Source organism: Bacillus sp. SJS (assembly GCF_000732485.2).
In the GTDB taxonomy this organism is placed as follows: domain Bacteria; phylum Bacillota; class Bacilli; order Bacillales; family Bacillaceae; genus Metabacillus_B; species Metabacillus_B sediminis.
In genome coordinates this window covers 35,873-51,063 of the sequence record NZ_JAQV02000002.1, presented here as the reverse complement: position 1 = coordinate 51,063, position 15,191 = coordinate 35,873, and the positions used below count along the sequence as shown (strand labels likewise).

Annotated in this window: 17 protein-coding genes; 16 read left to right on the top strand and 1 reads right to left on the bottom strand. The window is 44.3% G+C overall.

The window, feature by feature from the left end:
- Nucleotides 1-15: 15 nt before the first annotated feature.
- The 3 genes from AS29_RS00570 to ypjB all read left to right on the top strand — a co-directional run bounded on the left by AS29_RS00570 (nucleotide 16) and on the right by ypjB (nucleotide 2,308).
- Entirely contained in the window at nucleotides 16-783 is a 768-nt protein-coding gene (locus tag AS29_RS00570; RefSeq protein WP_035408691.1) for a menaquinol-cytochrome c reductase cytochrome b/c subunit, read from the top strand.
- 71 nt (nucleotides 784-854) lie between these two features.
- On the top strand, nucleotides 855-1,448 hold the full coding sequence (locus tag AS29_RS00565; RefSeq protein WP_035408817.1) for a DUF1405 domain-containing protein: 594 nt from the start codon (nucleotides 855-857) through the stop codon (nucleotides 1,446-1,448).
- 71 nt (nucleotides 1,449-1,519) lie between these two features.
- Entirely contained in the window at nucleotides 1,520-2,308 is a 789-nt protein-coding gene (gene ypjB, locus AS29_RS00560) for a sporulation protein YpjB (RefSeq protein WP_035408694.1), read from the top strand.
- Nucleotides 2,309-2,398: 90 nt separating this feature from the next.
- Here the strand turns inward: ypjB and AS29_RS00555 are convergent, their stop codons facing one another.
- A complete protein-coding gene (locus tag AS29_RS00555) occupies nucleotides 2,399-3,268 on the bottom strand; it encodes a YitT family protein (protein WP_035408696.1) in 870 nt (289 codons plus the stop codon).
- Nucleotides 3,269-3,407: 139 nt separating this feature from the next.
- Here AS29_RS00555 and AS29_RS00550 point away from each other — a divergent pair, with 139 nt between their 5' ends.
- The 13 genes from AS29_RS00550 to AS29_RS00490 all read left to right on the top strand — a co-directional run bounded on the left by AS29_RS00550 (nucleotide 3,408) and on the right by AS29_RS00490 (nucleotide 15,191).
- Entirely contained in the window at nucleotides 3,408-3,740 is a 333-nt protein-coding gene (locus AS29_RS00550; RefSeq protein WP_035408820.1) for a nucleotide pyrophosphohydrolase, read from the top strand.
- Nucleotides 3,741-3,743: 3 nt separating this feature from the next.
- Complete coding sequence (gene dapB / locus AS29_RS00545; RefSeq protein ID WP_035408697.1) at nucleotides 3,744-4,544, top strand: 4-hydroxy-tetrahydrodipicolinate reductase; 801 nt, start codon at nucleotides 3,744-3,746, stop codon at nucleotides 4,542-4,544.
- A gap of 13 nt (nucleotides 4,545-4,557) precedes the next feature.
- Nucleotides 4,558-4,980: a methylglyoxal synthase gene (gene mgsA, locus AS29_RS00540; protein ID WP_035408700.1), complete on the top strand. Its 423-nt coding sequence runs from the start codon at nucleotides 4,558-4,560 to the stop codon at nucleotides 4,978-4,980.
- Nucleotides 4,970-5,650 carry a bacillithiol biosynthesis deacetylase BshB1 gene (gene bshB1 / locus AS29_RS00535; RefSeq protein ID WP_035408703.1) on the top strand — a complete coding sequence of 227 codons (681 nt, stop codon included), beginning with the start codon at nucleotides 4,970-4,972 and terminating at the stop codon, nucleotides 5,648-5,650. Before mgsA ends, bshB1 begins: the two co-directional genes overlap by 11 nt.
- Entirely contained in the window at nucleotides 5,647-6,783 is a 1,137-nt protein-coding gene (gene bshA, locus AS29_RS00530; protein WP_035408705.1) for an N-acetyl-alpha-D-glucosaminyl L-malate synthase BshA, read from the top strand. Before bshB1 ends, bshA begins: the two co-directional genes overlap by 4 nt.
- Nucleotides 6,784-6,787: 4 nt before the next feature.
- Entirely contained in the window at nucleotides 6,788-7,993 is a 1,206-nt protein-coding gene (locus AS29_RS00525) for a CCA tRNA nucleotidyltransferase (protein WP_035408707.1), read from the top strand.
- The gene (locus AS29_RS00520) at nucleotides 7,969-8,958 is read left to right on the top strand and encodes a bifunctional biotin--[acetyl-CoA-carboxylase] synthetase/biotin operon repressor (protein WP_035408711.1); all 990 of its coding nucleotides are present in this window, start codon (nucleotides 7,969-7,971) and stop codon (nucleotides 8,956-8,958) included. The genes AS29_RS00525 and AS29_RS00520 overlap by 25 nt, the downstream gene beginning before the upstream one ends.
- A gap of 296 nt (nucleotides 8,959-9,254) precedes the next feature.
- Complete coding sequence (gene panB / locus AS29_RS00515; protein ID WP_035408714.1) at nucleotides 9,255-10,094, top strand: 3-methyl-2-oxobutanoate hydroxymethyltransferase; 840 nt, start codon at nucleotides 9,255-9,257, stop codon at nucleotides 10,092-10,094.
- On the top strand, nucleotides 10,091-10,948 hold the full coding sequence (panC, locus tag AS29_RS00510) for a pantoate--beta-alanine ligase (protein WP_035408718.1): 858 nt from the start codon (nucleotides 10,091-10,093) through the stop codon (nucleotides 10,946-10,948). Before panB ends, panC begins: the two co-directional genes overlap by 4 nt.
- Before the next feature lie 24 nt (nucleotides 10,949-10,972).
- Nucleotides 10,973-11,359 (top strand): aspartate 1-decarboxylase, encoded by a 387-nt coding sequence (panD, locus tag AS29_RS00505; protein WP_035408721.1) that lies wholly within the window; start codon nucleotides 10,973-10,975, stop codon nucleotides 11,357-11,359.
- 128 nt (nucleotides 11,360-11,487) lie between these two features.
- Nucleotides 11,488-14,283, top strand: coding sequence for an ATP-dependent DNA helicase DinG (dinG, locus tag AS29_RS00500; RefSeq protein WP_035408724.1), 2,796 nt, complete (start codon nucleotides 11,488-11,490; stop codon nucleotides 14,281-14,283).
- A 203-nt stretch (nucleotides 14,284-14,486) separates the two neighbouring features.
- A complete protein-coding gene (locus AS29_RS00495; RefSeq protein ID WP_066098909.1) occupies nucleotides 14,487-14,657 on the top strand; it encodes a YpmA family protein in 171 nt (56 codons plus the stop codon).
- 12 nt (nucleotides 14,658-14,669) lie between these two features.
- Nucleotides 14,670-15,191, top strand: coding sequence for a PepSY domain-containing protein (locus AS29_RS00490; RefSeq protein WP_051860710.1), 522 nt, complete (start codon nucleotides 14,670-14,672; stop codon nucleotides 15,189-15,191).

Below are 15,191 nucleotides of genomic sequence, written 5' to 3'. Positions count from 1 at the left end.
AAAGGAGGGGGATTCATGCATCGCGGAAAAGGCATGAAGTTCGTCGGGGATTCTCGTGTTCCTGCCGTAAGAAAACCGAACATTCCGAAAGATTACTCGGAGTTTCCTGGGAAAACTGAAGCATTTTGGCCGAATTTCCTTTTGAAGGAATGGCTGGTTGGATCGGTCTTTTTAATTGGATTTCTATGTTTGACAGTTGCTCATCCCTCACCGCTGGAACGGGTGGCGGATCCGACTGATACAGGATACATCCCGCTTCCTGACTGGTATTTCCTATTTCTCTACCAGCTCTTGAAGTATACGTACGCATCCGGTCCATATACGGTTCTAGGTGCAATGATCATGCCGGGAATTGCGGCTGGTGCATTGATTCTTGCTCCGTTTCTTGATCCCGGTCCTGAGCGCCGGCCTGCAAAGAGACCTGTAACTGTAGGAATGATGCTACTTGCAACCGCTGCGATTATTTTCCTGACCTGGCAGTCGGTTTCGACGACCAACTGGGAAAAGGTAGCGCAGCAGGGAAAAATTCAGGCTGAAGCCAAAATCGATACGAACTCAGAAGGATACAAGGTATTCCAGGAGCAGACTTGTGTTTCCTGCCATGGTGATAACCTTCAGGGCGGAGCAGCTGGTCCATCTCTTGTTGATAACGGATTAAAGCCTGAGGACATTGCCAAAATAGCTAAAGAGGGCCGCGGCGCAATGCCTGCCGGCGTATTTAAAGGAACGGATGAGGAACTAAAGGTTCTTTCCGAATTCGTTTCAAAAGTTTCATCCAAGTAAAAAGCTGACAATCTGTCAGCTTTTTTATATGATGAGAAAGGTGAAATTTAATAGAAATGAGAGCTGTTCAGATGAAGACGATATTTTATGTATTAGCCGGAAAGCCTTTTTTATTTTTATTGTTTGCTGTCAACCTGCTTGGTACGCTGTATGGGTATTATTGGTATACAGGTCAGCTTGTGATAACGGCTCCGCAGTTCCTGATTTTTGTTCCGGATAGTCCGACTGCAAGTCTTTTCTTTACAATTGTTATCCTGTATTATCTTTTCGGAAAAAGGTCCCCTTTAATGGAGGCGCTGGCGGTTGTTACCCTTTTTAAATATGGAATATGGGCAACCGTGATGAATTTGCTTTTACTGATTACGACGGGAGAACTGGAACCAGCCGGCTACATGCTGATGGCTTCGCATATGGCGATGGCGATTCAGGGACTGCTTTACATTCCGTTTTACCGATTTAAGCTTAGGCACCTAATCATAGCGGCTGTTTGGACATTGCACAATGATGTAATTGATTATGTGTTCGGACAAATGCCGATCTATTACTCGCTGATGGATTATTTGCCAACGATTGGTTATTTTACATTCTGGCTTAGCATCCTTTCACTTGGGATTGCCTACTGGTATGTGATAAAAGAAAAAAGATGGAAGCTTAATATCCATTAAAGGTTATTCCCAGTGGTCTAATCTTGTCCCTCCTTACATATTTTTTACTAGATGATTTGGGGGGGACAAACATGAAAAGATGGGTAGTATGCTTGACGATCCTGCTTCTCCTTTTCTCAAGCACTGAGGCAAAAGGCGAAGAGACTGATAGATGGAACAGCTTATCCGAGACATCTTACAGCGCCTTCCAGCTGGCTAAGCAGGGAAGGACCGATGAATCTTTGCAAGTGCTGAAATATTTTGCCAAACAGTTTGAAAAAAGTCCGGAGGCAAGGCAGGCTGTATCTGGACAAACAGTAAGAACGATTTCTGCCGTTCATGGGAATGCACTGGAAAAGCTTGAGGATCAGCAGGCAGATCCTGAATCTAAAATGAGGGCTGTTACCCAATTCCATATGGTTGTGGATGCGGCATTTACAGAAAATGAGCCGCTCTGGAGTTCAATGGAAACGAGCATGATGACCTCGTTCAATCATTTAAAAAAGGATGCCGAAATTGGAGAATCGACATCGTTTGAACAGGATTGGAATGAATTTCTTACTTTATATGAAACGATCTATCCTTCTGTATCCGTGGATGTCCCTCCCAAGCAAGTAAGAAAGGTTGAGGCACTGATATCAACAGTTGGAGAGGGGTTAATGGAAAACGGGACGGAAGAAGAGAGGATTAGTCAGCTTACATCAATGGAAGCGGAATTTAAAAATCTGTTCGACCGAGTTAAGGATGACGAGGCCGATCCTTCCCTAATCTGGGTGATTATTACGACTGGAGGAATGATCATTCTGACTCTTACGTATGCAGGGTGGAGAAAATTTCGTGGGGAAAAGGAAAAGCAGGTGGAAAGAGAGCGCGATAGATAAACAAAAAAGGAAAGCAGCCGATCCCGGCTTGCTTTCCTTTTTCCTTCATTCATGGCTCCAGGGCCAATCCATGATTTCTTGCGTACACGATTACTTTTGGATCGGATTTTTTTCGCTATCGAGTGTAAAGCCTTCTCCGAGTACGTCATGAACATCCGTTACAGCTACAAAGGCATGCGGATCGACAGAAGTGATAACCAGCTTGAGCCGGGCAATTTCATTCTTGTCCACAACACAGTATAATACATCCATAGCATTCCCTGAGTAAGAACCCTGCCCTTTAAGAATGGTGACCCCTCGATCCATTTCTTCTAATATTCTTTTGGAAATTTGCTGATTTTTAGATGAAATGATGGTCGCGCCTTTAGCACCATATGCTCCGTCCTGCATAAAGTCGATGACCCGGGCGCCTACGAAGACGGCAACAAGCGTATACATGGCTCTTTTTAAATCCAGATACGTCAAAAGAGATACTCCGATTACGCATACGTCAAAAAGGAACATCGTTTTACCCATGCTTATTCCTTTATATTTCTGAACAAGGCGAGCAATGATATCGACTCCGCCGGTTGTACCGCCGTAGCGGAAAATAATACCCAGACCGACCCCGATAAATACGCCGGCAAACAGGGATACAAGCAAAAGGTCATCAGAAAGGTGGAGATTAAACTGATACCTTTGAAAAATCCAGAGGAATAAGGATAAGCTCACGGTTCCGATCATTGTATAAATAAAAGAAACCCTTCCCAGCAGTTTCCATCCTATGAAAAATAGAGGAATATTCAATACTAAATTAGATATAGATGGATCAATCGTAAAAATGAAGTATAGAAGAAGTGTAATTCCTGTAAATCCTCCTTCAGCCAATTCATTCTGCATGTTAAAATGAACTAGCCCAAAGGCAAAAATGGCAGATCCGAGCAGGATGAAAAGGATGTTGCGAATGTTCAATCCGTTCAAATTATATCAGCTCCCAAAATCGCTTATGATGGCGATAATATTATAGTTCACCAGCGGCAAAACGGCAAATCAGGCAGAATTTGATTTCAAGATGATATAATTGGAAGAAGATAAATACATAAAGAAAGCGGGAGTCCTCATGAAAGAAAAAACAATGAAAGACATACAAAAGGAAGTGGATACCTACATCGGCCAATTCAAAGAAGGCTACTTCAGTCCGCTCGCAATGACTGCAAGGCTTACGGAGGAGCTTGGGGAGCTTGCCCGTGAAATCAACCACAGATTTGGAGAAAAGCCGAAAAAATCAACAGAGGCAGATAAAGCAATTGAAGAAGAGCTTGGAGATGTACTGTTTGTGCTGGTGTGCATGGCGAATTCCCTTCAAATCGATTTGGCCGAAGCACACGATTTAGTTATGAAAAAATTTGCTGTCCGCGACCGTGACCGCTGGACAAAGAAAGAGGAGCTTTAAAAAATGGATTCAATTAAAGTGGTTGTAGCAGGACCCCGTGGAAGAATGGGAAGAGAAGCCGTTATTTTAGCAGAAGAAACTTCTCATTTTGAATTGGCGGGAGTATTGGACCGTAAAAACGGCGGTGAAAAACTGAACGAAATTGGAGAAGGGTTTTCAAGCAGTGCTCCCATTTATACCGATTTAAAAGAATGTTTGTTTGAAACTAAAGCGGATGTACTGATTGATCTTACAACACCGGAAACCGGAATGCTTCATGCTAAAACAGCCCTTGAAATGGGTGTCAGACCTGTAGTGGGGACAACCGGATTTACTGAGGATAACTTAAAGGAATTGCAGGAACTGTCGGAAGCAAAAGGCCTTGGTGTCATTATTGCGCCGAATTTCGCCGTAGGGGCAGTGCTGATGATGAAATTTTCCCAAATGGCAGCTAAATACTTCCCGGATATCGAAATCATCGAACAGCATCATGACCAGAAGCTCGATGCTCCATCCGGTACCGGAGTCAAGACAGCTGAGATGATTTCTGCGGTAAGGGAAGAGAAAAAGCAGGGCCATCCGAACGAAAAAGAGACACTTGCTGGCGCGAGAGGTGCTTCATATAACGGGATCAGAATACATAGTGTCCGGCTTCCCGGACTTGTTGCCCATCAAGAGGTTTTATTTGGGGGGGAAGGCCAGACATTGAAGATCAGGCATGACTCATATGACCGGAAATCTTTCATGTCAGGCGTCAAACTCTCATGCGAACAAGTAATGAAGCTCGATACACTCGTTTACGGTCTTGAAAATATCATTGAATAGTGAGGGATAGCTGATGAAACTTGCACTGATTGCCCATGATAAAAAGAAGAATGATATGGTTCAATTTTCTACCGCCTATAAAAGTATTTTAGAAGAACATGAGCTGTTTGCTACCGGAACGACTGGCTTGCGCATCATGGAAGCGACTGGTTTATCCATTACAAGATGCCAGTCCGGCCCGCTGGGAGGGGATCAGGAAATCGGAGCGATGATTGCAAGAAATGAAATGGATATTGTCATCTTCTTCCGGGATCCCTTAACTGCACAGCCGCATGAACCGGACGTTTCCGCTCTTATCCGGTTATGCGACGTTTACGCCATCCCGCTCGCAACCAACATGGGAACGGCAGAAATTTTAATTCACGGTCTGAATAGGGGAGACCTGACGTGGAGAAAGGTTATTCATCAGCGAGAAGGAGAGTTAGATGAGTCTTGAGAAATTAGATATTCTGGCATTTGGCGCTCATCCTGGAGATGTTGAGTACGGGATGGGCGGAACGCTTGCGAGATATGCTGACAAACAGATAAGAACCGGTATTTGTGATTTAACGGAAGCAGAGCTTTCCTCAGAAGGAACTGTGGCGGTACGGAAGAAAGAAGCGACTGCTGCATCCGAGGTGCTCGGGGTGAATAAGAGGATCTTTCTGGATCTCCCTGACCGCGGATTGTTTGTTGCCGCCTCCTACCTGGACCGGCTCATTTCCGTTATTAGAAAATACAGGCCGGAGGTAGTATATTGCCCTGCGGATAATCCGGATCATCCAGATTTTGAAAGCTGCGCAAACCTTGTAAAAGAAGCAGTTTATTCAGCGGGAATTCATAAATACGAAGACAGCTTCCGCTTGCCTGCTCATTCTGTACACCATGTTTATCAATATATTACCGCTCCTTTCCAAAAACCGGATATGATTCTCGATATTTCAGGCACAATCAGCAGAAAAGAAGAAAGTTTAAGAGCCTATCACAGCTGCATGAATCATGCATACATAGATCTCGCATTTACAAGAGAGCAGCTTGCAGGAAAGGCTGCAGGACTGGCCTTTGCGGAAGGTTTTAAAAGTCCGAAACCAATCGAATTGAATGAATTGCCAGGTGAACATAAATGAAAAATAAACTTAAAATCGGCATTACCTGTTACCCATCTGTCGGGGGTTCAGGAGTTGTGGCAACAGAACTAGGGAAGCTTTTGGCTGAAAAAGGCCATGAGATACACTTCATAACGTCAAGCATTCCATTTAGATTGAATAAAGTGTACAGCAACATTTACTTTCACGGAGTAGAAGTCAATCAGTATTCTGTTTTTAAAAATCCTCCATATGATCTTGCTCTTTCAAGCAAAATGGCAGAGGTTGCCGAAAGGGAAAAGCTGGATATCCTGCATGTTCATTATGCAATCCCTCACGCGATATGTGCTTTTTTGGCAAAGCAGATGACAGGCGATCATCTGAAAATTGTAACCACTCTTCATGGCACGGACATTACCGTACTTGGGTCGGACCCGTCCATGGCCCAGCTGATCCGTTTCGGGATTGAAGCATCTGACCGGGTAACAGCTGTTTCAAACGCACTCGTCCAGCAAACATATGACCTGATTGCTCCCAAGCAGCATATCGAAACCGTTTACAATTTTATTGATGACAGGGTTTATTACAAAAAAGATGCTGCTCATTTAAAGGGTGATTACAAAATAAAAGATCATGAGCGTGTCATCATCCATGTATCGAATTTCAGACAGGTTAAACGTGTGAAAGATATAGTTAAAACCTTTGCCCTCATTGCAGATCAAGTTTCTTCGAAGCTGCTGCTTGTAGGAGACGGACCGGAAATGTCAAGTGTCTGTGAACTGGTCCACTCAATGGGCTTGAGGGAAAAGGTTCTGTTTTTAGGAAAACAGGAGAATTTGGATGAGCTTTACTCAATCAGCGATATTAAACTGCTTATGTCTGAGAAAGAAAGCTTTGGATTGGTTCTTTTAGAAGCGATGGCGTGCGGGGTTCCATGTATCGGAACGAACATCGGGGGAATTCCGGAGGTTATTTCCGATGGGGAGAATGGATTCATTGTTGAGGTTGGGGACATTGAAAAGGCAGCAGAAAAAGCAGTCGCCTTACTTAGCAGCCAGGATTTGCACAGCAGGTTTTCAGAGCAGGCTATGACAGCGGCAAGGGAAAATTTTAAAACCGATCAGATTGTGGAGCAATATGAGGATATTTATTACGGATTGCTTCAAGGGGATTGAACCGATGAAAAAGGAATTTCTAGATGCGCTGCCGATTATTCACGCACTTGAAAAAGAAGGGTATGAGGCTTATTTTGTAGGGGGTTCAGTACGGGACCTTTTGCTTGGCAGGGACATTCATGATGTGGATATCGCTACTTCTGCAGCACCGGGAAAAGTGCAGGAGATTTTTTCTAAAACGGCAGATGTCGGGGCTGCCCATGGAACCATTATTGTGCTCCATGAAGGGGAGCCTTATGAAGTTACGACATTTCGTACAGAATCAGACTATGAGAATTTTCGCAGGCCGGAGACAGTTCAATTCGTTACTTCGCTAAAAGAGGATCTAAAACGAAGAGATTTCACGATGAATGCGATGGCTATGGATAAAGACGGAAATCTTCATGATTATTTCAACGGGGAGGATGCCATTCGGGATAAGAAAATAGAAACGGTTGGAAATCCTGAAGATAGGTATACGGAAGATGCGCTCAGGATGCTAAGAGCACTGCGCTTTTCAAGCCAGCTAGACTTTGCCATCACCCCGGATTCGCTGGAGGCAATAAACCGTCTGGCAAGTTTGATGAAACATATTTCAGTCGAGCGGAAATTAATAGAGTTTGATAAGCTCCTTAAAGGAAAGGCTGCTTCCGCCGCTTTAGATTTGCTTGAAAGCAGCGGGTTAATTGAATTTATGCCAGGATTAGGGAAAGGAATTCACGGCTGGGAAACGTTCATAGCCAGGACGCTTCCACCTGCACTTGGACTGCCGGAAAGGTGGGCACTCCTTCTTTTTGACCTTGAGGTGGAGCAGCCGAAAGAATTTCTAAAGCAATGGAAGATGCCTGTTAAAAGAATGGACAAGATCCATTCTGTTTATTTATTTCTTCGTAAGAGGCTGAAAAACCAGTGGACAAATTTGATGCTGTATGAAGCGGGTGCAGAAACAGTCTGTCTTACTGAGGCAATCTGTGAATCCCAGCCGGATTGGATCCAGAAAACAGGTGCTGAAAAGGCGGCAGCTGATTACAGCCGGCTGACGATCCACTCCAGAGCGGATTTACATATAAATGGGAATGAGCTTTTGCAGATAGCAGGCAATGAGCCGGGACCATGGGTAGCAGATGCGCTGCACGCAATTGAACTGGAAGTGCTTGAAGGACGGCTTCACAACTCCAGAAACGAGATTGAGAGGTGGTTTCTCCGTTGGAGCAATCAAAAAGGAATGTAAAGCTAAGGCTATTGGAGGCATTTGCCGAGTCGGATCAAGAGTTCGTTTCAGGGCAAAAAATCAGTGAAGTACTTGGATGTTCCAGGACAGCTGTTTGGAAGCATATCGAAACACTGCGAAAAGAAGGCTATGAAGTGGAAGCGGTCAGAAGAATGGGATACCGTCTGATTAAAAAGCCGGAAGCATTGAGCGCAGCAGAAATACAGTCCTCACTGAGCACCTCATTTATGGGACAAGCCGTACATTACGAGAAATCGGTCCCCTCTACACAGAAAATCGCACACCAGCTTGCGGGTGAGGGTGCTTCTGAGGGGACCATCGTCATTGCTGATGAGCAGACAGAGGGACGCGGCAGGCTTTCCAGGGTATGGCACTCCCCTGTAAATACAGGGATTTGGATGAGCTGTATCCTAAAACCTAAAATTCCGCTCAGCCAGACCCCTCAGCTTACACTTTTAACAGCTGTAGCCATCGTACAGGCCATAGAAGAAACAACTGGAATTCTGCCTTCTATAAAATGGCCAAATGATATTTTAATCAATGGAAAGAAAGCTGTAGGGATCCTAACAGAGCTGCAGGCTGAAGCAGATTCTGTTCATTCTGTCATCATTGGAATGGGGATTAATGTGAATCAGGAGGCAAGGGATTTTCCCGATGCGCTGAAAACCATTGCTACTTCTTTAAAACTCGAAGCGGGGAATGACATATCCAGAACCTCGCTTATTCAAGCCATCCTGTATAATCTTGAGCAGCTTTATACAGCTTATCTGTCTGCCGGCTTTCGTCCGGTCAAGCTGCTTTGGGAATCGTATGCGGTTAGTCTGGGGCGTGAGATAAAAGCAAGAACCCTGCAGGGAACCATTTATGGAAAGGCGCTTGGCATTAATGATGAAGGGGTCCTCCTGCTTCAAACCGCAGATGGTACGGTTGAAAAAATATATTCTGCAGATATTGAATTATCCTAGAGTGAAATAAATTGATAAATTATGGCGTTTTGATATACTTAACTCGGGTAGTATCCGTTTTCAGGGAACTGCACCGCAAAACCAGCAAACCATTTTGATTACGATAATTTAGTCTGCCTTGATCCGAAGGACTGGGACAGAGGAATGATCCAGCGAATTTGTTATTGTCCATTCCTTCTTCTCATTTATAGAAGAAGGAATTTTTATGTTTTGGATCCCTTTGTTCCTCTATAGGTAAAACCCCTTCAGCAGGGAGTGGATTCCTGCAGATACGGGGAAAAAAGAGGAGGGAAATGATGAAAAGCAGAGCAGATTTTCAAAAAATGAAAGAAACGGGCGAAGCAATTGCTATGATTACCGCCTATGATTATCCTTCTGCTAAACAAGCGGAAAAAGCAGGAGCGGATATGATCCTTGTCGGTGACTCGCTTGGAATGGTCGTGCTTGGGTACGATTCAACCATTCCTGTTACGATGGAAGACATGATTCATCATACAAAAGCTGTTAAAAGGGGTGCTCCTGACACCTTTGTTGTAACGGATATGCCTTTTATGAGCTACCATATATCTAAAGAAGATACCCTTCGTAATGCCGCAGCACTCATGCAGAAAGCTGGCAGTGATGCTGTCAAACTTGAAGGGGCAGATGAAGTGGCCGGTTTGATTCAGGCTCTAACAAAAGGCGGAATACCTGTTGTAGCCCATCTAGGCCTGACCCCCCAATCAGTAGGTGTCCTGGGAGGATATAAAGTTCAAGGCAAAACGGCGGAAGCTGCAGCAAAATTACTAGAAGATGCCTTGCAATGCCAGCAGGCAGGGGCCATCGCGCTCGTGCTTGAATGTGTGCCGCGCCAGCTTGCCGCGCTCATCCAGCAGGAGCTTTCCATTCCGGTCATCGGAATTGGAGCGGGAGCTGAAACTGCCGGTCAAGTACTCGTTTATCACGATGTAACAGGATACGGTGTGGAGCGCGTTCCGAAGTTTGTAAAACAGTATGGACGCGCTGATGAAGAAATGCAGCAGGCAGTCACTCAATATGTATCGGATGTAAAGGGCCGCACATTCCCTTCAGAGGAGCACACATTTACTATGAATGAGGATGTACTCGATGGTCTTTACGGAGGCGTTTCAAAATGATTGTCAAAACTAAAGTGAAAGAAGCAAAAGAAATCATATCATCCTGGAAAGCAGAGGCCGGCGGTTCACTTGGCTTTGTGCCAACGATGGGATTTTTGCATGAAGGACATCTTGAACTGATTAAAACAGCCAGAGCGGATAATGCCAAGGTGGCTGTCAGCATATTTGTTAATCCAACACAATTCGGACCGAATGAAGATTTTGAATCGTATCCAAGAGATCTGGATAGAGATTTGGAATTGGCCCGTATGGCCGGAGCCGATCTTGTGTTTGCCCCGGATCCTGCAGAAATGTACGGACCTGCACCATTTGTTACAATGAAAGCTGCAGCCAGGACGGACGTACTTTGCGGCAGGTCAAGACCCGGACATTTTGATGGGGTTGTAACGGTATTAACGAAGCTATTTCACATCATGCAGCCTGACAAAGCATATTTTGGAAAAAAAGATGCCCAGCAGGTGGCTGTTATTAAAGGCCTTGTCGATGAATTTTTCTTTCCGCTGGAAATCATCCCGGTTGAAACGGTAAGGGAAGAAGACGGACTTGCAAAGAGTTCCAGAAATGTTTTCCTGACGGCAGAGGAGCGATTGGAAGCACCCAAAATTTATAAAAGCCTGCAGGCCGGCCGCTTATTCTCCGAGAAGGATCATCCAAGTGCGGAGAAAATCAGAGCATACATTTCAGCCTCTTTACAAGATATAAAGGGTGCAGAAATCGACTACATCGAAGTCCTGCAATATCCAGAGCTGATTCCGGCTATAGATCAAAGCAGGGAAATGATAGCGGCAGCAGCTGTTAAGTTTTCCGGGGCAAGACTAATTGATAACCTGATTTGGACCCGCAGTGAAAAATAATAACCATTCGGAGGAGATTATTATATGTTCCGCACCATGATGAATGCCAAAATACATCGTGCCCGTGTTACAGAAGCCAACCTGAATTACGTGGGAAGCATTACGATTGATGAAGATTTGCTGGATGCGGTTGGAATGACCGCTAATGAAAAAGTGCAAATTGTAAATAATAATAATGGAGCCCGCTTTGAAACATATATCATCCCGGGTCCGAGAGATACCGGAGTCGTTTGCCTGAATGGAGCAGCAGCAAGGCTTGTTCAGGAAGGGGATGTCGTTATTATTATCTCCTATGCGATGATTGCGGAAGAAAATATTCCTATGCATACGCCTAAAGTAGCCATTATGGATGAGAATAACCGCATCGTTGAAATGCTGGGAACAGAGCCTGCATCCACCATTCGCATGTAAATGAAATTATGCTTGTGCATCAGGCCGGCCGGTGTTAAGCCGGCCTTTTTCTTTCGCCTTGTACTTGAGCGTTTTCGTGCGGTTAATGATACAATGTACTGGAATGCAAGCTGATTGAGGTGTCAATAATGGAGCATCGGCGTTACGTCGTTTTAGATGTTGAAACTACAGGAAACTCTCCTAAAAAAGGAGAGAAAATTATACAATTTGCAGCAGTGGTTTATGAAAACGGAGAAATTACAGACCGCTTTATGAGTTATGTAAATCCGCTTCAGCCCATCCCTGCCTTTATAGAATCGTTAACTGGCATAAATGATGAAATGGTGGAAGACGCCCCCGTGTTTTCTGAGATATCAGAGAGGGTATACCGAATGCTTGATGGGGCTTTTTTTGTTGCCCATAATGTACATTTCGATTTGTCATTCGTACAGGCAGAGCTTCAGCAGGCAGGGTATCCCCGGTTTATCGGCGGGCTAATGGATACGGTTGAGCTATCGAGAATGGTTTTTCCTTCATTCGAAAGCTACAAATTATCAGAGCTTTGCAGAGAACTCGACATTCAGCATGACCGTCCGCATCAGGCAGACAGCGATGCTGAAGTTACCGCCCGTATTTTTGAAATCATTTTACAAAAATTAAAGACCCTGCCCGTCACGACTTTAAAAAGCTTAAGAAAGCTTTCCGATGTGTTTATCAGTGATTTGCATGAAATTCTCGATGATTTGATTGAGGAGGGGGAGGACTCTCCTTACCAGGAGGGAAGTCAGGAAGTTGAATTGTACGGCACGCTCGCATTTTCCGATGTATTCACGAAGGCTTATACCAAGGAGAGTCTGCAAAAAAGTGAGATTCCTGATTTCCCTGAGCTTTTGCACTGCATGCAAACCGAACTGCCTTCTTATGAAGAGAGACCTCAGCAGCAAATACTGATGACCGGGATTTACGAAGCACTCTCCAATAGCGAGCATATGGTTGCGGAAGCACCTGCAGGGAGCGGTAAATCACTTGGCCTCCTCGTGCCGGCTATGAAGTATGCGTTAGAAAATGGAACGAGGATTGTTTATAGCACGCATACGAACACCTTGCAAAATCAGCTTATCGACCGGGACGTCAAACTTGCGTGCAGGATTCTTGGCCGTCCTGTTTCTGCAGCCATTTTGAAAGGTGAATCCCATTACCTATGTCCGCACAAATTTGAACTTTCTCTAATGGAGACTGATGATAATTATGACTCTAATCTCGCTAAAGCCCAGATATTAATCTGGCTGCTCCAAACACAGACCGGAGATGCGGATGAATTGAATCTCCCATCAGGCGGAAAGCACTTGTGGATGAGGATTCATCACGATAACTTGTCCAGCCACCCTAAAAATCCTTACCGGGAACGTTCTTTTTACCATCTTGCCAGGAAAAAGGCTGAGCATAGCACAGTCATCATCGTCAACCATGCCCTTCTTTTGAATGATGCCGCAGCCGAAAGGAAACAGCTTCCTGAATTTGAAGAACTACTGATTGATGAAGCCCATCATCTCGAGCGGATTGCGGGTGATCAATGGGGATTCAGGCTTGAATATGTAACGATGCACTCATGGCTGCAGCGTATCGGCCATTTATATTCCCGTGATCTGCTGGCCTCTGTAGCTGACTGGTTTGAGCAAGAAAGTGAAATTGGGTATGATTATTGCCTGGAAATGGATGTTCTCTTGAAGGAGTTCGCGGATGAGCTGAATGACTTTTTTACAAACCTTCATGCGTATGTGCTAAAAAAGAAAAACGGCTCAGGCAACAGAATTTCTTTTTCCGTTGCAGAGGACACAGATCAAAATCCATACTGGCTGTCCATCGAAGAGCTTGCTGACCGAATCAGATTTTACATGCACGATTTGCTGTCCATTATGAAAAAGCAGCAGCAGCTTTTAAAATCGGCAAGTCTTCCGCTTAAAACTCAAGCTAAAATGAATGAATACTTCTCCTTTGCGGAACGGTTTAAATATGCAAGCGAAGCCATAAGCCATCTTTTTTCAAACGGCAGCAATGATGCAGCCTTTTGGATTGAGGCAGAAGCAAAGGGAGCAAAAAATGCAGCCATTCTGTGCAGCAGGCCTGTTGATCTATCCGATCAGCTTGCCAATGCTCTTTTTGAAAAGAAACGTTCGATCATTCTTGTATCCGGCACACTGTCAGTCAATGGCTCCTTCAAGCATGCGATCAGGCAGATGGGTTTGGAGGATTTTTATCCGAAACAGCTGATGCTTCCTTCCTCGTTCAATTACAGAAAACAGGCAAAGCTGCTGGTCCCGTCAGATATTCCCGGTATTAGAGATGTTTCACAAGAGAATTATACAAATGCTGTAGCTTCTGCCATTTCAGCATTTGCACCCGGTGTTAATGGGAAAATACTTGTGTTATTTACTTCATATGACATGCTGAAAAATACGTACAGTCATTTAAAATCAGTTGAGGAAATGACCGGCTACACCATTTTAGGACAGGGAGTCGGTGCAGGCAGCAAGGTTAAGCTGATTAAATCGTTCAGACAGGCTGATAAGGGGATCTTGCTTGGAACAAATAGCTTCTGGGAAGGAATTGATTTTCCAGGTGAGGAGCTAAAAGCCATTATAATGGTCAGACTGCCTTTTGATCCGCCAGATCAGCCGGTAGTATCAGCCAAGGCGAGGAAACTGGAGAGTGAAGGAAAAAACGCTTTTTACGATTACTCTTTGCCTGAGGCCATTATCAAATACAAACAGGGCTTCGGCAGGCTGATTCGCACCCAGGATGACAAAGGCCTATTAATAGTGCTGGACCGCCGGATTGTTTCTTCCCGCTACGGGAAATACTTTCTGAGTGCAATTCCTGATCTTGAGGTTCATTATAAACCAATGGCAGAGCTTTCCCATCTTGCTGCTGATTGGCTGAATTAAAAAAAGGACTGGGATGGGTTCAGAAAAGAACCGGATCGCCAGTCAATAAAGGTGTGGGTTTGGGAGAAATTATTTTCACTTGATGGAACGGTTATTGTTATAATGGGAACATGTACAACAATCTACGCTGTTGTATTGTTATTGTGTCCTTGCATCGGATACATATTAGTTACAATATTTGTGGCGCGCAGGAGGAATTTGTTATGGAAAGTAAAATTGAAATTCTCTCGACAGTTAAAGTAGAACACTCAGATGATCTTTACAAAATCGTGGATTCTTTAAACAGGACGCTTAAACGGGAAAATCTCATGTTTGGACTGGCACTTGCCGAAGAAGATAAAACCCAAGCCGTATTCACGATATACCGTACATAATGGTGCCTGCTTATGAGTAAAAAATGGCTAATATTATTGATTGCGGCTTTGGCGGGAATCGCTGCAGGCTGGTTTGTGTTTTCTTCTATTCAGGCAGGTGTGAATGATCTTAAAAAAGGGCACGATACCGCTAAACAGGCGGTCCTTAATCAAGGAAGTCTTACTTCCGTAACGAAAGTAACCACTTTTAATGGACCCAATACCGGTTCAGATGGAAAACCGGTTTCCTATTATGCGGTTCATGGGAAAGATTCAAAAGAAAAAGATGCTGTCGCGCTTATTCATTCAAATAAGCTGAGTGAAAAGCCGGTCATGGCGGTTTTATCAGAAGGGATCTCCATGAAAGAAGCAGAAAAAATAGCAAAAAAAGAGAACTCACCCAAAAAAATGTTCCGTACAAAAATGGGCATTCTCCAAAGGGACGGCAAACAAATCCCTGTCTGGGAAGTGAAATATATCGACAGCTATGACAGGTATACATATGATTATATTGATTTTAAAACAGGCAAGATGTTGCACATTGCAATTAAATAG